The organism is Serratia sp. LS-1, from assembly GCF_003719595.1.
GTDB lineage: Bacteria > Pseudomonadota > Gammaproteobacteria > Enterobacterales > Enterobacteriaceae > Serratia > Serratia ureilytica.
Genome location: NZ_CP033504.1, coordinates 2,581,055 through 2,602,017 on the forward strand (window position 1 = coordinate 2,581,055; position 20,963 = coordinate 2,602,017).

The 20,963-nt window shown below is 58.3% G+C and carries 15 protein-coding genes; all 15 read right to left on the reverse strand.

What is annotated here, in order from left to right:
* Nucleotides 1-17: 17 nt before the first annotated feature.
* The 15 genes from EDY99_RS12465 to EDY99_RS12535 all read right to left on the reverse strand — a co-directional run bounded on the left by EDY99_RS12465 (nucleotide 18) and on the right by EDY99_RS12535 (nucleotide 20,930).
* The gene (locus EDY99_RS12465) at nucleotides 18-1,451 is read right to left on the reverse strand and encodes an EmmdR/YeeO family multidrug/toxin efflux MATE transporter (protein WP_033650790.1); all 1,434 of its coding nucleotides are present in this window, start codon (nucleotides 1,449-1,451) and stop codon (nucleotides 18-20) included.
* A 114-nt stretch (nucleotides 1,452-1,565) separates the two neighbouring features.
* The gene (gene gspS / locus EDY99_RS12470; RefSeq protein WP_033650789.1) at nucleotides 1,566-1,964 is read right to left on the reverse strand and encodes a type II secretion system pilot lipoprotein GspS; all 399 of its coding nucleotides are present in this window, start codon (nucleotides 1,962-1,964) and stop codon (nucleotides 1,566-1,568) included.
* Nucleotides 1,965-2,050: 86 nt separating this feature from the next.
* Complete coding sequence (locus tag EDY99_RS12475; RefSeq protein ID WP_015378375.1) at nucleotides 2,051-2,251, reverse strand: hypothetical protein; 201 nt, start codon at nucleotides 2,249-2,251, stop codon at nucleotides 2,051-2,053.
* A gap of 115 nt (nucleotides 2,252-2,366) precedes the next feature.
* Nucleotides 2,367-4,502, reverse strand: coding sequence for a peptidase domain-containing ABC transporter (locus EDY99_RS12480; RefSeq protein ID WP_123061790.1), 2,136 nt, complete (start codon nucleotides 4,500-4,502; stop codon nucleotides 2,367-2,369).
* A complete protein-coding gene (locus EDY99_RS12485) occupies nucleotides 4,489-5,784 on the reverse strand; it encodes an HlyD family secretion protein (RefSeq protein WP_004935276.1) in 1,296 nt (431 codons plus the stop codon). The genes EDY99_RS12480 and EDY99_RS12485 overlap by 14 nt, the downstream gene beginning before the upstream one ends.
* Before the next feature lie 73 nt (nucleotides 5,785-5,857).
* Complete coding sequence (locus EDY99_RS12490; RefSeq protein ID WP_004935280.1) at nucleotides 5,858-6,217, reverse strand: hypothetical protein; 360 nt, start codon at nucleotides 6,215-6,217, stop codon at nucleotides 5,858-5,860.
* 137 nt (nucleotides 6,218-6,354) lie between these two features.
* A complete protein-coding gene (locus tag EDY99_RS12495; RefSeq protein ID WP_033643645.1) occupies nucleotides 6,355-7,296 on the reverse strand; it encodes a fimbrial protein in 942 nt (313 codons plus the stop codon).
* A gap of 42 nt (nucleotides 7,297-7,338) precedes the next feature.
* Entirely contained in the window at nucleotides 7,339-9,915 is a 2,577-nt protein-coding gene (locus EDY99_RS12500) for a fimbria/pilus outer membrane usher protein (RefSeq protein WP_060660536.1), read from the reverse strand.
* Nucleotides 9,916-9,969: 54 nt separating this feature from the next.
* Nucleotides 9,970-10,653, reverse strand: a complete 684-nt coding sequence (locus EDY99_RS12505) for a molecular chaperone (RefSeq protein WP_033632666.1) — start codon at nucleotides 10,651-10,653, stop codon at nucleotides 9,970-9,972.
* Nucleotides 10,654-10,709: 56 nt separating this feature from the next.
* Nucleotides 10,710-11,249 (reverse strand): fimbrial protein, encoded by a 540-nt coding sequence (locus tag EDY99_RS12510; RefSeq protein WP_004935293.1) that lies wholly within the window; start codon nucleotides 11,247-11,249, stop codon nucleotides 10,710-10,712.
* 639 nt (nucleotides 11,250-11,888) lie between these two features.
* Nucleotides 11,889-13,397, reverse strand: a complete 1,509-nt coding sequence (locus EDY99_RS12515) for a PhoPQ-activated protein PqaA family protein (protein WP_047574616.1) — start codon at nucleotides 13,395-13,397, stop codon at nucleotides 11,889-11,891.
* A 69-nt stretch (nucleotides 13,398-13,466) separates the two neighbouring features.
* Nucleotides 13,467-13,865: a hypothetical protein gene (locus tag EDY99_RS12520; RefSeq protein ID WP_042784953.1), complete on the reverse strand. Its 399-nt coding sequence runs from the start codon at nucleotides 13,863-13,865 to the stop codon at nucleotides 13,467-13,469.
* A gap of 84 nt (nucleotides 13,866-13,949) precedes the next feature.
* Complete coding sequence (locus EDY99_RS12525) at nucleotides 13,950-14,183, reverse strand: hypothetical protein (RefSeq protein WP_004935304.1); 234 nt, start codon at nucleotides 14,181-14,183, stop codon at nucleotides 13,950-13,952.
* A 131-nt stretch (nucleotides 14,184-14,314) separates the two neighbouring features.
* Nucleotides 14,315-15,142: a Cof-type HAD-IIB family hydrolase gene (locus EDY99_RS12530; protein WP_033643650.1), complete on the reverse strand. Its 828-nt coding sequence runs from the start codon at nucleotides 15,140-15,142 to the stop codon at nucleotides 14,315-14,317.
* A gap of 1 nt (nucleotide 15,143) precedes the next feature.
* Nucleotides 15,144-20,930, reverse strand: a complete 5,787-nt coding sequence (locus EDY99_RS12535; protein ID WP_123061791.1) for a non-ribosomal peptide synthetase — start codon at nucleotides 20,928-20,930, stop codon at nucleotides 15,144-15,146.
* Nucleotides 20,931-20,963 lie beyond the last annotated feature (33 nt).

Here is a 20,963-nt window from a genome sequence, read left to right on the forward strand (position 1 = left end):
CTGTCGGCGGCGGATCGTCACCCGGCGTCCGAGCGCCTGGCTCGCGGATATTTCCACAGCCAGCGCCCGCTGACCATGCGCCAGTAGAATAAGGCGCCGCGCACCGCCCAATCGAGGAACATCCCCAACCAGACGCCCACCACGCCCATGCCCAGTTCGATGCCCAACGCGTAGCCGGCCACCACGCGGCACCCCCACATACCGAGCATCGTCACCCACATGGCGAAGCGGGCGTCGCGCGCGCCTTTCAACCCGGCGGGCAAGACCCAGGAAGCGGCCCAGATCGGCATAAAGGCGGCGTTGAGCCAGATCAGGGTTTTCACCACCGTTTTCACATCATCCTGCGAGGTATAAAACGCGGCGAACACCCCGGCCAGCGGCGCGGTGCCCCAGGCGATGGCGGTCAGCCCAAGGGTCGACAGCCAGAAAATATGGCGCAGCTGCCGCTCCGCCTGGCCGATCTCGCCTTTGCCGAGCCGCCTGCCGACGATAATGGTCGAGGCCGATCCCAACGCGTTGCCCGGCAGGTTGATCAACGAAGCGATGGAGAAAGCGATAAAGTTGCCGGCGATCACGTTGGTGCCCATGCCGGCGACAAACATCTGCGTCAACAGCTTGCCGCCGTTAAACAGTACCGACTCGACGCTGGCGGGAATGCCGATCCCCAACACTTCCCACAGGATGCTCATCTTGAGCGGCGTGAAATAGCTTTTCAACGTGATGTGCAGCGCCGGATTAAAGCCGATCGCCAGCACGTAGAGGATGGCGATGGCGCCGATATAGCGGGAAATCGTCAGCCCCAGCCCGGCGCCGACGAACCCCAGGCCATGCCAGCCCAGCATGCCGTAAATCAGGATGCTGCTGATGATGATATTGAGGATATTCATGCCGCCATTGATAAGCAGCGGGATCTTGGTGTTGCCCGCGCCGCGCAGGGCGCCGCTGCCGATCAACGCAATCGCCGCCGCCGGGTAGCTCCACACCGTGGTTTGCAGGTAAGAGAGCGCCAGCGCTTTCACCTCCGGCGAGGCCGCGCCGGCGATCACATCAATGATAGGCTCGCCCGCCAGGTGAATGCCCGCCGCCAACAGCAGCGCCACGCCGGTCATCAGCACCAGCGACTGACGCGCCGCCGCTCGCGCCCGCCGGCGATCGCGCTTGCCGAGGCTGAAGGCCACCACCACGGTGGTGCCGAGATCCACCGCGGCGAAAAAGGCGATGATCACCATGTTGAAACTGTCCGCCAGCCCCACTCCGGCCATCGCCTCTTTGCCGAGCCAGCTCACCAGAAAGGTGCTCAGCACCCCCATCAGCAGGACACAGGCGTTCTCCAGAAAGATGGGCACCGCCAGTGGCGTGATCTCGCGCCAGAACAGCACGCGGTAGCTTTTCCGTTTGGCGTACCAGCGCGTATTTTCCACGCGCTGACGCAGTGCGGCATACAGGTTCAAGATGGACTCGATGGGTAAAAGTGAAACATCATTTCAAATGATGATCGATAAATCGTTATCCTGCAAAGAATTTTGGGGCGCCCATAAAGCGCGCCCGAAAGGCATGCCGGCGCGCTACTCCATGTAATCTTCCTGATCGGCCTGCGCCGCCGCGATAAAGCGGGCGGTGCTGCGGCTGAGCGCAGCGCATTTTTCCGTCAGCAGCTGATTGTCCTGTTGCAGGGTCAGGTAACGCGCCTGGGTAAGCGCCGGCAACTGCCGATACCCTGCCGCCTGCGTGTCCCAGCCGCGGCGCTGCGCCGCGCGCATTGCGGTGCGCTGCAGCTTCACATCGTCCGGTATCTCGCTGCGCCCGCAGTCCACGCGCAGGAAGTGTCCGCCGGCCAGCATCGAAGCGATGTGATCCAGCTGCGCCTGCAGCGGCGGCGCCGGTTTATGCGCCGTCTGCTGACAACCGGCGAGCAGCAGCAATGCCACCGCGCCGCAAAGAGACGTGCGAAACAGAGTCAACATGGGGGCTCCGGGAAAACCTGTGGGTGATGAGATGATCTTAGGTGAGCGGACGTCGGGCGGCAAGGCGAGCAGCACGCGCGGCCCGCTTAACGTCGGCCGCTGCTGACCTTGGTGGCGCGGGCGGGGTTGCCGGCGACGAATTCCAGCGTGGGGGAATAGTAAAACGGCAGCCAGGCGTTATAGCCGCTCTCCCACTCCCATTTGACCGGGCAAGGCCACAGCATGTCTTCATGCAGGATGTAATAGATCCACCGCCCGGGCGGGCGGCGCGGTTTGCGCGTTTTCATAGCGGGTTCGACGGCCTGATGGAATGCGATAGGGTCAACTGCTGCATTTTACCGCGATTTTCGCCGTGGGGACAGCCTGCATTGCCGGCTTCGCCCCGGCGCCGGCAAGCGCCCTTTATTCACCGCCGCCTGCCGGCGCGCCGCTCTCGGCCCCCAGCACCACTACCCTGTCGGCCGAGTCGATGGTCGACTTTCTGTGGGCGACGATCACGCGCGTAATATTCAGCGAAGATATCGCCCGGTTGATCGCCGACTCATTCTCAACGTCCAGATGGCTGGTCGCTTCATCCATAAACAGCACGCTCGGGCGGCGATAGAGGGCGCGCGCGATAAACAAACGTTGCTTTTGCCCGCCGGAGATGCCGTTGCCCAACTCGCCGATCAGGGTTTCGTAGCCCATCGGCATCTGCATGATTTCATCGTGGATATTGCTGTGTATCGCGCAGGCCATGATCAGCTCTTTATTGGCATTGACCTCAAACCCGCTGATGTTTTCCGCAATGGACCCGGAGAACAGCCGGTCGTCCTGCAGCACGCAGGCGATCGCGTTACGGTAGTTATTCACCCCGACTTTATGGATATCCATCGCGTCGGCCAAAACCTGGCCGGAAGTGGGGCTGAGCAAACCGCACATCACCTTCAGCAAGGTGGTCTTGCCCGCGCCGGAGGCGCCCACGACGGCCACGCTTTCGCCGGCCGCAATGCGCATGTTCAGCTCTTTGAAGATCGGCCGCGACAGCGCGTCATATTGATACGTAAGATTTTTTACCTCAATGGCAATCCCCGTGCCCGAGGGGAAGACCTGTCGCGGCGCGGACTCCGTCTCCGCATCGGTAAAGACGATGTCGGATATCCTCTCATTGTGCAGCGACAGCATGCGCAAGCCGATCGCCAGGTCGATCAGGCTCGAGGCCCGCTGAGAGAACTGGCCGCGATAGGCATTGAACGCCATGAACATGCCGAGCGTCATGGAATTGTCGATGACCATCATGGCGCCAAGCCACAGGATCGCCACCTGATCGAGCGTCGTGATAAAGGTATTGATCCCGCCGAACATCATATTGAATCGGGTGATTTTGATATTGGTATTGGCGGCGTCGACGTTCAGATTGAGCCAATAGCTGGAGCGCGTTTCCTTGATGCCCAGCGCCTTGACGGTCGAGATGCCGTACAGCGTCTCCATGAAATGCGAGTTGGCCTTGGCCGCCTTGACGATCTGCTCCTCCGAGAATTGACGGTAGGTTCTGTAAGTCATCATCCTGATGAGGATGTAGATCAGAGTGAAGCCCGCCACGACCCAGACCAGCCAGCCGCCGTAGACCATCATCATCGCGAACAGCCCGACCGTCATGATGCCGTCGATGATCCCGCTGACGATATTATTGGTAAAGGTGGTTCTGATCGCATCCAGCGAGGAAAAGCGCGATTGAATGTCCCCCAGGTGCCGTTTCTCGAAAAAATCCAGCGGCAGCTTCATCAGGTGTTCAAACAGCGTCGTCTTCCACTGAATATCGGTCAGCGTCCCGAGCACGATGGAGATCCAGGCCCTGGCGATACTGACCACCGCGCGGAACAAGGTGAAGAAGATCAGCCCCAAACAGATGACCGTCAGCAGGCTGTAGTCATGCGCCTGAATGACATGGTCGGTCACCAGTTGCGTTCCCACCGGCAGCAGCAGGTTGACCGATTCGATGACTATCGATAACGCAAAGATCTTGAGCAGCGTCCCCGGCAGGCCCTCGATGTTTTTCATCAAATCCAGCAGGCGCAAACGGGTCTTGAGGGTCTCTTTTTGAAAGGCCCTGTCGGGCCACAGCTCCAACGCGATGCCGGTAAAGTGATTCGACATCTCCTGCAGCCCGATCACTCTGCGCCCGAAGGCCGGATCGTGAATGACAAAACCGGCGCGCTGCACCTTAACCAACACCACGAAGTGATTCATATTCCAGTGCAGTATGCAGGGCGTTTTCAGCTGATTGATTTCGTCGATGTCCAAGGACAAGGCGCGCGTCTTCAGCTGGATTTGCGACGCGATTTGAGAGATCGTCCCCAGGGTCGCGCCCTGGGTGGAAATGCCGAATCGCTGCCGCAGGCTCAGCATATCCACATTAAACCCGTAATAGGAGGCGATCATGGCGAGGCACGCCAGGCCGCATTCCGATGACTCCGACTGCAAGATGCTCGGCACCCGCTTGCGCAGTGAGAATGTTAACTTCTCGTTGATCCGTTCAAAGAGATTATTGTCCTTCATCGACTCGCCCCACGACGCTGTTTTTTATGTCATACAAAGGCGCGATCGCCCACTGATAAAGCGGTTTCTTATCCAGGAAGACGATGACCCTGGCCTGCAGCCCGCTGCTGATTTCGAGATATTTGCCTTTATCGCTGAATTGCGTGTCGCTGATTGACGCCAGCACTTTGTAGTAGGCGTTCCTTTCCCTTTTATTTCCGCTGCTGTATTCCGACATTTCCTGCGGGGAGGCGGGGACCGACGAGATGGATTCTATTTTTCCCGGAAACTGACCGAATTTATCCGACGGGAAGGCTTCATAGCGAATGTTGATGCCATCGCCGATTTTCACGTAGGGCAAACTGTTATTCGGCAGCCATAAAACCAGATAATATTTGATGTTATCAATCGGTTTGATTTGCGCCAGACTGCTGCCGCTCTCGACCACCTGCCCGGCGGTCACGCTCAGCGACTCGATTTTCCCCTTGAGCGGCGCTTTGATAATGACCTGGCCGCCGGCATTGGACTCCGCCAGCTGGCGTTGTAAATCACTGCGTTGCGATTCGCTTTGCGATATCTGATTGTCGTAATCGGCGGCGCGAATCAGCAAATCGCTGCGCAACTGCGACAGTTGAATATTTTGCTGGATCTTTTGGCTGTAGAGCGCCTGATACGAGCTTTGCTGTTGTTGAAAGAGCGAGCGCTGATAATTTAACTGATCTTTGGTGATCAGGCCTTTCGTCAAATAGTGTTCGTAATTTTTCAGGCTATCGCGCATTTTATCCATCCCCTCTTTGGCGCTGAGGTTCAGTTTCTCGGTTTCTTTATAGGCGTTTTCATAGCTATTGATCTGTTTGCGCAAATTATCCAGCATGGCGGTTTTATTTTTATTCAGCTTGCTGATTATCGAATCCAGATTGCTAATCTGTTTGCTTATTTCGCTGGCCGCGATATGGCTGACATTGCCGGACGTGGTGCTTCTCGAGACATCAATCACATACAGCGGCTCGTCCTTTTCCACGACGTCACCGGCTTTATGGAATGCCTGGCTCACGTAACCGTATTGGGAGGAAAACACATTGGTGGAATGCGGGATGCTGATCACCTCGCCTTCAACATCGACCCGGCGCGTGTACTCGCAAAAATAGAGTGCGCCCGCCAGGATCAGAATAAAAGTGAAACAGGTGGCGGCAATCACATGGCTCGACGCGCCGGAAATTAACAGCGCCCTGCCGGTCCATCTTTGACGTTGATAATTGACCGCCTCCTGGCGGAAAATATTCCTGCTCTTATTATCACTCATAGGAAGAACCTGCGCTTGCCTGACCGGGAGACAGCCGCAGCGAGAACGCTGCGGCTTTGGACCGCGTATGGATTTAGCTGATGGTGCCGTTAATCAGCCCATCGAGGCCTTTTTTGGAGTATTCCAGCGTGGTGTCCCAGCCAATAACGGCTGCGGCCACGCCGCTGGCTACGCCGCCCAGGATGCCGCCGGCGACCATGCCGACGCCCTGGCCAATCGAGCCGACGCCCAGCAGGCCGCCGCCGTCGCCGCCATGCTTACCGCCGATGACGGCGCCCGCCATGCTGCCCACGGAGGCGCCCAGAGCGATGGATGAAACGGCTTCCGCGGCATTGGAGACGGCGCTGCCAATCAGCCCCGACAGTCCATTGCTCATATCCCAGGAATAAGCGCCTGACACTTCATTCATTTCGATAACAGACAGTTCTTTCATTGGTTAATCTCCATATTTAAACGGACAAACACTGCCATACATGCGTGTTGTCATTGCATTGGCATCGGCCTGCAGCGCCTGATGCCACCAATAATGTCGCGCGAACAGACGACATTATATTTTTAATAGGGGTCTCTTTAATTCTGCGTAATGGTGAATGTCATCACCGCGTCGGCCTGTCCGGGGCTAATGGCTCCCGTTTGCTTATAGCGCGCCATCAAGGGGATCCTGATCTCTTTTTCAGCCGCGGTGTGGTAATTGATCGGTCTGGAAAACGTTAATGGATTACGGTTCTCATCCAACACTTCCACGGCGACGCCCTTCGCCGCATCGGCGCCGTCGGCGATATCAATCATTCCCACGCCAGGCGAATTTCCGGCCGCCTCGAACGTGACCTGAACCGGAATATTGTCCTCCTGACATTGCAGAACCACGGAAAAATTGCGTTCGGAAGACGCCGCCGTGCTGCCGACGCCGTTAAACTCGCTGCGTTTAGGGCTGCCCAGATTTACCGTTTGATTTTTATAGTTCAAATCAACCAGGCAACTTTTCTGAATGACCTTCATGCCGGAAATACTGATATCCAAAATGGAGGTCGAATCCAGATAATATCTGGCGATAATTTTCCCGCCCATATCGCCGCCGGTTTTGATCGGGCCGGTTTTAATAAACGTCAGCCGAACATCGTTTCGATTGATCCACGGCGTCAGCAAGTTGGGCGAAATCGCCGTGTTGACGGGCACGTTCTTATTGCTCTGCCATAGGTCTGAAATCGTCACCCCCACGCCCTCGATGCCCGTTTCAAATACGCCGGGCAGCGCGCTCGGCGTCAGCGGCGACATGGAGCGATAGGCGACCGAACCGGAACAAAGAAAAGAAAACGTCGTGCCGTTAATGCTGTTCTCCGTTCGAACAGCCAACTGCTCGCCGACTTCAATGCGCGGATCCACGGCCAGCGTCAGCAACCCCATACGGGCGGTTTTCGCGTTGGTGGTACAGGTGCCGGCATAAACCGCCGTCGTGAGCGTCGCCAGCCACACCAGGGCGCCGTAACCGAATATCCTGAGAAAAACGTTCATTTTCACTCTCACTTAAAAGTCATGATGGAAATAGAGCGAGATCTATTGGCAAACGCCGTTTAGGGTTTGGAGACCCGCTGACGGCGGCTCCGCCGGCAACTGGTAACGGATGCGGCATTGGTTCTCGCCATTCCTGCCCCACTGCGCGATGATCAGGCCCTTTTCCGCCATGCCGCTCAGATAGACCACGCCGTCGCCGCCGACCAGGAACGGCTGAGTCGCCCCCTCGGCAAGACGCAGGCTGGCGCCCAGCGGCAGGGGGGCCCCCTGCGAGTCCGTCACCTTCATCAAAATCCGTCTGCCGACGTTGGCTTTGAAATTCGCCCGGCTCACCGCGCCGCGAGTCGGCGTGACCGACTGGTTCGTCAACTCGAGATCGACATCATCCGGCAAGCTGTCGACATCGAGGCGAATCGAATTGTTGCGATAAGGCGTGGCGTAAGGAACGATCGCGTAGCCGCGCCAGTCGGTTTTCACCCCGACCTGATTGCCGACCGCCACATCGCTCGCGCCGGCCGCCTGCACCAGGGCGACGGTTTCGCCGAACGGTTGACCGAAGGTCACGCCGTCTTCATGGGCGATCACCCCGCCCTTCACCCCGTAGTTGACGCGCTGTTGACTGCGATCGTAGGCGTAGCCCGCCGTGAGTTCGCCGTACGTCGCGCGCCAGTCGGCGTTGGCGTTGCCGCTGTTGCCCTGGCCCTGGCTGCCATACCCTTCCTGTACGCTCCAACTGAGGTTGCCGCCGGCCAGCGCCGTGCCGTTGAGGCCCGCCGTATGGCTGGTATTGCCTTTTTTGCTGGTGTTGAGGTTGTAGGTGGCGTAGGTGTTGCTCAGCCATTTCTCTAATGGCACGCTGATGTTGAAAGCGAAGATCTGATCGCGATCGTAAATGCGCCCGCGGTTCGAATCGCCGTAAATAGCCTGTGAATTCCGGCTATAGCTGTAGTTAAAACCGTAGCTGATGCCATTCCAGCTATTGTTGTAACCCGCGCTCAGCGACTGCATATTGCGCTCGGAGCCCCAATAGTCTTCGGAGACCGCGCTGAGTGAAAGCGACCCCGCCCCTTCCCATAAATTCTGGTTCAGCGTGATTTCGCCGCGATTCTTGCGGCGGTCTATCGGGGCGTAACGGTTGCCGCTGCGATAGGTGTCCAGCACTTCCTGCAGCCCATAGTAGCCGCTGGTCGAATAGCGGTAGCCGGCGATGGCGAAGTTCGTCCCCGTCTCGACGATATTTTTGCTGTACCGCACGCGCCATGACTGACCATCGCTTTTCGGTTGATGCTCCTGCTTTGCCCACGCCTGGGTGACGTCGGCCGACAGGGCGCCGAACTCGCCCAGGTTCTTGCCCAGACCCAATGCCAGCGATTGATACGGCCCGGCGAATTGGCCGCCGCCATACAGGGTGAAACCGGCGGGCAAGCCATAAATCAGGCTGGCCTGCGAGAAGATCTTTTTATCCACGCTGTGATCGTAAGTGCGGTATTGCCCCGAGGTCAGCGCATATTTCAGCCGCCCTTCGCGTTGCAGCACCGGCAGGCTGGCGAAGGGAACGGTCAGGTGCTGTTCGCTGCCGTCCGCCTCCTTGATAGTCACCTCCAAATCGCCGCTGCCGCCGGTCGGGTACATGTCCGAAATTTCAAACGCGCCCGGCGCAACGTAACTCTGGTAGATGACATAGCCGTTTTGGCGAATGACCACTTGCGCATTGCTGCGCGCGATGCCGCGCACCACCGGCGCATAACCGCGCAGGCTTTCCGGCAACATGTCGTCATCGGAAGCCAGCTGCGCGCCGCGAAACGATACGCTGTCAAACACATCGGACGGGCTGCTGCTTTCGCCGAGCGTCAGCAAGCTTTTCAGGCGGATGATATTGCGCTGGGCGTAGGTATAGACGGAGTCCCAACGATCCTCCGACGCTCGCCCGCCGCCGGCGCTGTTGTAGCTCCAGGTGGTGTAGTTCCGCACTCGCCAGGCGCCCAGGTTGAAGCCCGGCCGCAGGTTAAGGTAATAACTGCTTGCGCTCTGGGTGAATCGATCGCGCCCCTTGCTGTTGCTGCCGGTGAAGCCATAGTTCAGCAGCATCGCCGGCAGGCCTTCATCCCATTGTTCCGGCGGAACGTATCCGCGCACCTTATTTTCCAACGCCGCCTGGGGGATACTCAGCATCAGGCGTTGGCGGTTAAATTGAAATTGCGCCGAGGCCTGCGGGATCGCGGCCAAATTCGCGCAGCGATCGGCACCGGCCAAACCGGGAAACAGTTCAACTTTCACCCCAAGCCGTTTCAGATCTTCCCGCGTCAGACAAGGCTGCAGATCGGCCTTCTCGTCGCTGCCGGCCCGCCGAGCGAACGACACCTCGCGCGTTTCCAGCAGCATGTCGTTCACCCAAATATCGACCCGATACGTGCCGGGAACCTGCTGGCCATTTTCAAAAATCGACAGATCGACGTGCTGCTGACCTGAGCGCCCGGTTTCCAGCAACGCCGGATTAAAATAGTCACGAGAGAAGGCGGGATTAGCCATGTTGCCGCATACCGCCGTTGTTGCCGTGAATAAGGCTATGCGTTTCAGCCAAGCATCCCGCTTCGCTAATATACGCTTTTGAGTTATCATTCATTAGCTCCATTATTGAAATGTTTTATCCCTCTGTCTGCCTTCCCTTACAGATTAAATACCTGACTGATGTTCTTTCCCTGTGCCGCCATAATCATTAATTAATTTCCAGCTTACCGACGTTGCGCCCGCCACGGGCAATGCAAACATTTCGCTGCTCATCGGCGCGATATACGCCACCTCTTTCATTTCCCGCCCCCCGATGCGGACATAATGAAAGTTCATATAATAAGGCGTTGGGTTGGTGAGTTTTAATTCTGAACCGACACGCTGCCATTTCAGCTGCTGCGTCACTTCTTCGGGCACCTGGCGGAGCAGCGGCGCCGGCCGATAAATCAATTTAATGCGGGTCTTGACCGCTATTTGCAGCGTATTCGATTTACCCGCCTGGGTTGTTGAAGGAATGGATTTAATATTCATCCAATACAAGCTTTCTTTATCTTTCGGTAAGTCATCGCCCACTTTCACGATGCGCAGCATATTTTCCTGGTTGCCGTCCAGCCGAAATAAAGGCGGCGTAACGATAAACGCGATTTTATCCACCCCGCTTTGTTGATTCTCCAGCCAGGACTGAATCAAATACGGTTCTTTATCCGGATTCTCCACGCTGATTGACGCTTCTTTTTTTTCGCCGTTGAATATCACCCGCGTCCCGCCAATCACCACGCCGGCGTGAACCGTAGACGCAAACAATAAAATAATGAAAGCCGCTAAGGCGCCGTAGCGATTAAAACGCATAATATTATCTCCGAGGCAATACAGCCCGCTGTGAACCAGCGGGCAAGAAAATATTATCAGTTATAATTCAGCGTAAAGGTGGCGACGCTATTAGCTTTACCGGCGGTAACATCTGCCTGCGTGGAAATATAGCGGGCGGTAAAATCGAGGTTATTTTTCACGCCGCTGCCGGAAGCCAACGGATAAGCCGTCGACGCCGTGTAAAGCGGCAGAACACTGTTAGAAATATCAGACAGTTGGATACCGACGCCGGTAGCGACATCCGTTTCCTGGGTCAGCTGCAATACGTTGCTGTCGCCGTTATCGGCCGCGCCGTCGAACTTAACGGTGGCGCTTTTTACCGTATCCGGACAATCGGTGACTTCCAGCGTGAATTTTGTCGCGCTGGACGTTGATCCCTTGCCACCCGCAAATGCCGTTCGGGCCACATCACCCAAAACAACATTTAATGGATTACTCAAGTCATTCGTGACCTTGCACGCAGCATCGACAATATTCCCGGTAAAATTAACCTGACCATCTGCTGCCAGAGCAGGTAAAGCGCTTGAACACGCTGCCGCGACAAATGCCAACATAATCACTTTTTTTTCCATCATGGGTACTTCTCCTTTTGATTAGACAGACTTCAAAATATCCCCGCCACGGAGAGCCCGGACAGGGAGAATAGGAGCTCCGCTCCTTTCACAGTTAATTATGCTTAGCTTTCCCCCTTTAGCAATACATAAAATCAATGTAAAGATGAGAAAAGATAATTACCCCAAATAGAATTAGCATCATTCTTAATTTTATTTTGAAAAAACCGCCAAATCGGCGTTTCTTGATTCAATCATCTGGCCGCCAGGGAATTTATTCTCGCGCTATTCGAAGGCGCTTTCGCCAGATCCTCCTCATTTCCCCCTCAGCCGGAAAATCGGGCGACATCGCCGTAAAATGAAAGCCGGGCGATAAAACTCGCCCTGAAATAAATGACAGTTATATTACGAAAGGCATCACGACGCGGCGGCAGCGAGAGGAGCAGAGGAATAGGAAAAGCATGGCGATAACGGTTTATCGAACAGGAGGGAGAATAAAGCATTCGCCGTTCGTGAAACCGGCGCGGTCATGTGACAACGAGAAAATGGCGTTACGCAGAAATATTCTGTCTGACGCCGTTCACTATTTCGAAAACAAGGCAACAATGCGCTCTGTCGCGCAGAATAACGCATTGCCGCCTTATTGTTTTTCGGCGCCGCTAATTAATCGTCATGGCGATAATCTTCCCCCAGCCCTCTGCCGGGTAGGGTTTCACACGCCAGGCCATCGCCCGCGGGAACGACGGACGGATAGTTATCGTCAGGCGTGATAAAGACCGGCGTGGTCGCGATAAACCCATCGTTGAACACCGCCTCGATAAAGGTGGCCTCCCAGCCTTGCGCCGGGGCGGCCAGACGAAACTCGCCGCGATCGGCCTCCGCTGCGGCCAACGGCTCCGGGGTAAAGCGTACGCCGCACGAATAACGAAAATCTCGGGCCGTGCGGTTGTGCGCGCTCCAACGCCGCACGGTGGCCGGCGGTTCGGAAAAACGCAGCGTGCGCACCGCAGCATCCGCGGCGCTGCCTTGCACCTCGATCGTCGGCAACGCGATATCGCGCTGGCGGCGCTTGATCATCGCCAGTATGGCGCGTTCGGCGGCCGGCCGGCTTGCCGCGCGATCCCCGTCGGCAATCACGCGCAGCGAAGCCTCTCCCGGTGAGGCGCTGAAATAGAATCGCGTGCTGTCCGGCGGATAACGTTCGTCGCCGCTGGCGATGATGACATATTTCGCCGCCGCTGGCCGCTCTCCCGCCGTCGGCGGCGGATAAGCGGTGGGATCCGCTATTTGCATCAGTTTGTCGAACGCCGGCGTCTCTATGCGCCGATCGATGCCGAGTTGGTAATAAGGATGAAACGCCAACGGCCAACGGCCGCCATACGTACGATAGGTATGCTTCAAGACCTGCCGCGCCGCGACCCCATCCGGGAACATGGCGACGACGGCATCGATGCGCTCATCCGACAATGACGCCAGCCACGCCGCGGTTGCGCCGCTCGCCGCGCCCGCCACGATGAATTGATCTATCCCCCATCGGCTCAATTCGCGCTGCGCCAGCGTCATGGTTTGCGACAAGGCCGCCGTCATGGGGATCGCCAGCGGCATCATCAAGTACTCATCCGCATCGTCCAGGAACAATCGCCAGCCTCGGGCCTGGCTGTCCTCCCCCGCACGACGCCGCCCCTCATTTTGATATTCCAGGTACGGATAAGGCAGCCGGTTGACGACAATCACGATGGTGTGACTTTCCGCCGCCAAGGCCGCCGGCGTAGCGACGGAAAATGCCGCATTTTGCTTGCCTGGCCCGCTCGCCCCGGCGGCGGCGCAAGCGCAGTCATCGCTCATCAGCACCAACGCTTTACGGGCAAGCGCCCCGTTGGGGATATAAATATCCACATCGTGCCACCATTGCGTCGGCCGGATGGCGTCTTGCGGCGACCAGGATTGCGACATCAACCGATAATGGCGTATCGACACGTCATGGCCGTTATCCACGCCCTTTAACGAATATGACAGAGGCAATATGGCCAACTGATTGTTATAACAAGGAATAACGGTGTGCAAGGCGGGATGTTCGTCCGCAAAGCAGCGGTCTTCCTCTGCCGCCATGGCCTGCCGCCCGCCGATTAAGGCCAGGCAAATCAGCGCGATGTATCCGATGCGTTTCAGCATTTTTTCCTCCCCCTTTGTCCGTGGCAAATCCCTTGTACGCCGCCTGGCGGCAGGAAACCTTCCGCGCGCCTAGAGCACCTGATGAAAGCGTATCGGATAGCCAAAGCTGTCCTTTTCGAACGCCACGTCTCTGTCGTTCTCGCCCAGCAATAGGCTGTAAACGCCGTTTTCCTCATAACGGCTCATGGCGATATACAGCACCACCTCCCGATGGTCAGCGATCGTAAACTGTTTGCGCCTGGCGTTGATTTCCAAGGTAAACGCCACCACAGGATTGTTGTTCAGAAATACCGAAGTCTGCTGCATGGAGACGATCCTGCCCTGCGCTTTCTCGGTCACCTGAAAGGGCGTGGCGTCATTGGGGGCGCGTATATCCACCTTCTTTTGGATATAGATAAAGTTAAACACCGCCAACGCCACCGCCACGAACAGATTGATGACCATGATCAAGATGATTTTATTCGCCATGAACTCTCCCTTTGCCGTTCTTCCGGCTCCCGACATGAGCGAGGTAAAAGTGCCCTTGCGGGCACTTTTCATTAAGGGCCGGGCTTATGACGATTTACGGCCAAACAGCTGCGAGAAGGCGCTAATCCCGGCATCGATGACGGCGCCAATGCCCTCACCGAGTTTGGCGCCGGCGCCCGCCGCATCCGCGTGGATCCCGAATAGACCGGTACCGGCATCTACGATGGCGCCAATGCCATTGCCCAGGATTTTGCCGGCATCGGAAGCGATGCCTGCGCCGGAAACCGCCATGACTTCTGCTTCAGTCAGTTCTTTCATACTGTCTCCTTTGTATTTATCGACATGTTTAGTAATGAAAAAATGAAACCCTCACTGTTTGTTCACCTCCTTGTTATCTGCCCACGAAAGACCCTGTTGCCAATGCGTTCACCCGCGCGGCGGTGACAATGTCAGAACAGGCCGAACTCACGGCAGAGATAATCGGCGACGCCATTGCGGCTGTTGGGCAGCGCAATCGGGTTAAACGGCAGCGCGCGCTTCAATTCGCCCATGGCATTGCCCATCACCACCCCCGTTCCGGCCCAGCGCAGCATGTCCAAATCGTTCATCGCATCGCCGAAAGAGAGGCAATCGCGCATCGCTATCTGTTTGGCGCTCAGATAGTCGGCCACGCTTCTGGCCTTGGAAATATGCTTATCCATGATGTCTATCGTTTCCGCAGAGGACTTACAGATGGACAGCGTTTTTCCGAAAGCCTGACTGACCTCGTCGTAAAACCGCTCGATCAGCGCCGCTTCACCCTGCAGCAGCACTTTCAGGATCGGTTGCCGTTTCATCGCCTCCGGTTCGACATAGCGGCAAGCGACGCCCGAGGTTTTGATATAGTCGGCAAAATGCGGATTCTCTTCGGCCATCATCCATCCTTCCTGGGTGAACAACGTCACGTGGAGCGGACAGGCGAAGAGGTAATCCATCAACATCATTTGGCTGTCGCGAGGCAGGAAATAGCGTTTATCCGCCACCGGCCGCCCCTCGATATTGACCATCGCGCCATTGCAGGAGACGATCGCCGGCGAGAACCCCAAGCCATCCACAATCCCGCGCGCATCCGCATCGCAACGGCCTGTCGCGATGACGATTTCCAGCCCGCGGGCATGCAGGATATTGAGCGTTTCCACCGTCAGATCAGACAGATTCCCGGCAGGATCCAGCAAGGTTCCGTCAAGATCGCTCACGATCGCCCGGTATTTTATTTTGCCGTCGATAGCAAGCCACATATCACGCCTCCTCCGTCTGGATAATCCCGTCTTCGGCGCGGATTTCGCTGTCGGGCGGAAGGTGAGCGATCGCGAGCGCAATGGCCTGAAAACGGCGTCCTACCGCAACGATGGTCTCCTGAGCTATCTCGTGAGAATCATAAAACAGTGAAATGGCGAGCCGTTCCGCTTCGGGGAACAAGCACAGCACCGTCTGGTGGTTGCTGCCGCTGACGATATCCGTCACCCGGAACGTAAACGGCAAGCGCGGATCCTTCTGCGGTTGCGGCATGTTTTCAAACACAAACAGGCTGCCGAACGGCGAAGTGGGCACCCATTGTTCGTCGTAACGGTTCAGTTCGGAAAAGGCGTACTTCTGCCTCAGCGTCTGGGAATCCGCGATATCGGCCAGCAACGCATAAATGGGCCGGCGGCGAATCGCCTGCAGGCGCAGCACCGGGCTGGCGACACACAGGCCAAACAGCGTCTGCACCTGCTCAATGTCCGCCGGGCGCTCGCTCATGGTCGTGCCGATCGCGATATCGTCACAGGCCAGCGCTTCGGCCAGCGCCAGCATCCAGGCCAGCTGCGTCAGTTGATTGACCGTGATCCCCTGGCGCCGGCAAAACGCGGTGAGGCTTGCCACCTGTTCCGCGGTGAATTCCGCGCCATATTGCCGCATGCGTCGCCCCTGCGGCGCGGCATCCGGCGAAGCGCTCAACGGCAAACGTTGGTTGACCGGCGCTCCGCGCAAATAGTCCGCCCAGAACGCCTGCGCTTCGGGATCGTCGCCGTGCGCGCGCACATAAGCGGCGAACGGCTCAAATCGGTTAATTTCCAGCGTCGGCGCGCCCCCTTCCAGCAAGGTGAGGTAGTCGTTGAACCAGTGTTCGAACAGAACGCCGAGGGACCAACCGTCGAACAAGATATGGTTAAAGGTCTGCACCAGATAGTGCTCATCGGCGTTCAACTTGATCAGGCGCCAGCGGATCAACGGCGGCGCATCCAGCTCAAACGAGGTTTCTCGTTCCCGGGCCAACAGCGCTTCCATCCTTTCTTCCAGCGAGGACGGCGGCGCATCGGTCCAATCCTCGATCGCGATCGGCGCCTGCAGCGTCTCGCAGATGAAGACGTTGGGCCGCCCACGGCGGGTTTGATCGCCAAACCCGGCGCGCAGCATTTCAAATCGCTGCAGCGCCAGCGACCAGGCCTGGTTCAACACCTCCGGCTGCAGCGGGCCGGCCACCTCATAAACGGCCTGATCGATCTGATACTCGCGGTTAAGCCGGTTGAAATACATCAGTTCCCGCTGCGTAACCGTAGCCTCGAAAACGGCGGCGATGCGATGACGTTGCTGCCAGTGGTCCAACTCGGCGAGGCTGACGTCGGCATGGGGGAAGTCCCCCGGGCTGGCGAGGCGAACGCCCTGGCTCGCCTCGTGGCAACAGTGTTCGACCAGCGCCGACACGCTCGCCCTATAGTGCGAACCGATCCGGGCCAGCGTCGCCTGCGGCAATAAGCCCGACATCACGATGCTCAGCCGGTCGCCGTGCACGTAGAGCACCAGATCCAGCACATTGTCGCTCGCCGGCAGCGCGCCGTTTTCCAGATCCGCCGTTTGGTCGATCAAGGCCCACAGGGCGTCGTCAGTCTGTTCGTTAAAGACGCCGAGATAGTTGAATGAAATGGCCGGCAAGCGGTGGCGCCGCAGACAGGCTATCGCTTCGTCGTCCGACGCTGAACCGTATTTCAGCGCCGAATAGCCGATGCCGTGATCCGGCATCTTTCTTAATGTGTCCTTGGTGGCGCGCAGCGTGTGTTTTGGGCTCTGATGCGCGGTGATGCGCAAAGGCAGTAAGGCGGTGAACCAGCCGACGGTGTCGTCGAGCTGGATCTTATCGTCATTGATATCGCGGCCATGGTGTTCGAGCGTCAGGTAACTGTCCGCACGGCCATGCCAGGCCTGCAGCACCGGCGCCAGCGCCGCCAGCAACACCTCGCGGGTCGAGGTGCGGTAGGCCTGATGACAGGTGTCCATCAACAGCGTCGTCAACGCCGCGTCGCACTCTAAGCGGCAAAACGCCGGACTCTGCGCCCCCTCGCTGAGCGTGGCGTAATCGGGTTGCCCGGCGATCATCGCCAACCAGTAAGCGCATTGGTCATGCCGGCTCGCCGCGTAGTGCCTTAACGTCTCGCCCCACTGCCGGTAGCTGGTGCCTTTCGCCGACAGCGATTCCCCCTGATGCAATCGTCGCATGTCTCTGACGATGATGCGCCAGGACACCACGTCGATGATCAGATGATGGAATGCGCAGAACATCAACGCGTAGCCGGGCGCGCTGCTGTCGAAAATGTAGACGAAGCGGCACAGCGGCCCTTCTACCGGATCAAACCCCGATTGCCATTGATGCAGAAGTTCGGCGCGGCTTTGGCGACAAAGCGCCAGGTCATAGTATCCCCATGAAGGGCCGCCGTCGGCCACCGACAGATAGCGCTGCGCGACCAGCGCGCCGGCATCGTCGGCGCTAAACCGCGCGCGCAGCATGTCATGGCGCGACGCCAGCCCGTTGACCAGATCGGCCACGCGCTCGGCGGACATCGGCGGCACCCGCACCAAAAAAGTCTGGTTGAAGAAAGCGCGATGTTGCGGCGGCTGCTCGTTGTACCAGCGCTGAATCGGCAGCAATTCGAATTCGCCCTGCAGCTCGCCCTGTTCATTGAGCGGCGCAATCGCGTCCCGTTGCTGCAAGATGCGCTTGGCCAGCGCCCGCGCATTCCGGGTTTCGAACACCGCACGCGAGTTGCTGTGATAGCCCGACTTGCTTAATTCGCTGGTGAACACGATGCTTTGGATCGAATCGCCGCCCAGACGAAAGAAGTCGTCATCCACCCCAACCCGTTCAACGCCGAGGATCTCCGCCCACAGGGCGCAAATCAACGCCTCCAGCGCATTCTGCGGCGCGGCATATCGCTCGTTTTGCGCGAATTGCGGAGCGGGCAGCGCCGTGCGATCCAGCTTGCCGTTCACCGTCAGCGGTATCTCGTCGAGCGCGACATAGCTGGACGGCACCATGTAATCCGGCAGGATCCGCTCCAGCCGGGCGCGCAAATCGGCAGGATCCAGCGGCTCGCCCCGCGCCATCAGCACATACGCGGCAAGGCGCTTGCTATCGCGATGGACGACATCCACCACGACGCATTTCTCGACGCCCTCCAGCGCATTGATCGTATTTTCTATTTCGCTGAGTTCAATTCTGAAACCGCGGATTTTCACCTGGCAATCGTTTCTGCCGAGATACTCCAGATTGCCGTCGCGCAACTCTCGCACCCGATCGCCGCTTTTATACAAGCGTCGCCCGTTCAACGTAATGAAACGCTCTTGCGTCTGCTGCGGCTGGTTGAGATAGCCGCGCGCCAGCGCGTCTCCGCCGATATACAGCTCGCCGGCCAGCCCTGGCGGCAACGGCTGCAGCCAGCGATCCAGCACATGAAGTTCGCGCCCCGGTATGGCTCGCCCAATCGGGATGCTGCTGCGGGTTTCATCCGCCGCGATGGCGTACATCGTGGTGAACGTGGTGCATTCCGTCGGGCCATAGCCATTGATGACCTGCTGCGGGCGGTTGGCTTGCCGCACCAGGCGCTGCATAAGCGTGGCGGTCAGCGCCTCCCCGCCCACAAGCAGACAGCGCAGCCCGGCGAACAGGTCGGGGTGACTGAGGTAAAGATGATCGAACAGGCTGCGCGTCGCCCACAGAATCGATACCTGCTGCCGACGCAGCAAGGCCTCCAGCTGCGGCACATCGCCGGCGATATCCTCCGTGTCGCGCACGACGACCAATTTGGCGCCGTTGAGCAATGCGCCCCACACCTCGAACGTCGCCGCATCGAACGCCGGGCTCGAGAGGAAGAGCAACACGTCATCGGGCGTGACAGCGATGCCGGATGCGGTCGCCAACCCGCACATCGCGTGTTGCTCGAGCATCACGCCTTTCGGGATCCCCGTCGATCCCGAGGTATAGATCACCGCGCCGAGCCGGTCGGCGCCGGTGATGGCCGGCAGATTCTGCCGCTCGTGCGGCAGGCGGTTCAGATCGCCCAGCGTGAGGACGGACACGGCGTGCGGCATCATCGCCGCCAGCGCCTCGGCGGCCGACTGCAGGCTTTCCCCGGCGATGAGCACCGGCGCGCGCGTTTCTTCGAGAATATGCCGAATGCGCGCCTGAGGATAATTGCAGGAGAGCGGCACATAGGCCGCACCGGTTTTGAGCACCGCCAGCAGCGCCACCACCATTTCCAGGCTTTTCTCGCTGTACAGCGCAATCAGCGTGTCCGCCTGAGGGGCGACCCCGGTCAGCGCTTGGTAGCGGAACGTAATTTCGCGCGCCAGGCTATTCGCCATGCCGTTCAGCTCACGGTAGCTGACATGCAGCCCCTCAAACTCCAGCGCAATCTTATCCGGATAACGCAGCGCGATCGCCTCAAACCGGGCGCTGAGGGTTTCTCTCGGCAACGCGGGGGCCGCGTCGTCATCTGGCGGCATATCGGCGGCGGGATAAAAGCCGAGGTGGCGTAAAGGCGCGTCAGGCGCGCGCATCGCCGCTTGCATCAAGCGCATGAAATGTTCCGCGCAGTCGCGCATGTCATCTTCGTCAAACATGTCCTGACGAAAACGCAGCCGGAACTGCAAGGCATCGCTGTCGGCCCGATCCTCATATTCCAGGGAAAGCGACGCGCTGGCCATATCGTGGTTGGCTTCAAACAACGGCGAAGTGGCGCAATCGGCCAGCGCCAATGCCGCATCGCGCAGGTTGGTTTGGGCAAAGGAAATCGGCATCGCGCGGATACCCAGCGCCTGCACCACCTGTTGCGTGGGCAGTTGGTTAAACCGTTGGCGCGAGTGCGGCGCCGCGGCGGTAATAAACGCCAGCGCGCGTTGATAAACGGCGGCGAAGCCTTCGCCGTCACGCAGCGCGAGGGGCATCACGCTGGTGTTGACATGCCCGCCAAGCGCAAATCTTTGCCCCTTTTTTATCGACACCGGATAGCTGATATAGACCGTTTCCTGATTGCCGCTGCGCGCCATCAAGATGCCCCACAGCACCAGCAACGCCAGAAAGTCATTCATTCGCCGTATTCCCGCGCTCTGCTTCAGCGCTTTCCATTGCGCTTTGGGCACCTGGAAACGCAGCTCGGCCGCCTCATCGTTTCGCACGGCGCCGCTTTTCTCAAAGGGCACGTCTATCGCGCCCAAATTTGCCGCTTCGGCCCGCCAGTGGGCCAGCGCTCCATCGGCGGCCAGTTGTTCCACCTCGCGCTGCAGCTGCCGGTTGATGGCGGCAATCTCGGCCGCCTCGAGGCGGGTCGATAGCCGCTGTTGACCATAGTACTGGCTCACCAATGAGAAAAACTCGTCGGAAGACGCGCCGTCGATCACCAGATGATGGCCCACCAGCGCCAGGGTATAGCGCCCCGGCCCCTCGGCGAAAAGCGCCCAACGATAAAGCGGCCCGCGGTAAATGTCGAAGGGCTGGCGAATCACTTGGGTCAGCAGCGTGCGGTCCGTGTAATGCTGCAAAGGATGGATTGCGTCATTGCGACGCCAATACAGTTCGCCATTCCGTTCATGAATATGGCTGTTCAGCAGGACATGATCTTGCACCAGCGCATTCAGCGCAGCTTGTAATCTGATGGGATCCAGCGCGCCCTCAATACGCTGCAGCACCAATACGTTGTAATTACAGCCCTCTGGATGGCGGTCATATTCATCGATAAAAACTTTTGAATAGGGTGATACAGGAATCTCTTCCATGACAAACACTCCATTTAGAATACACGTGCCCTG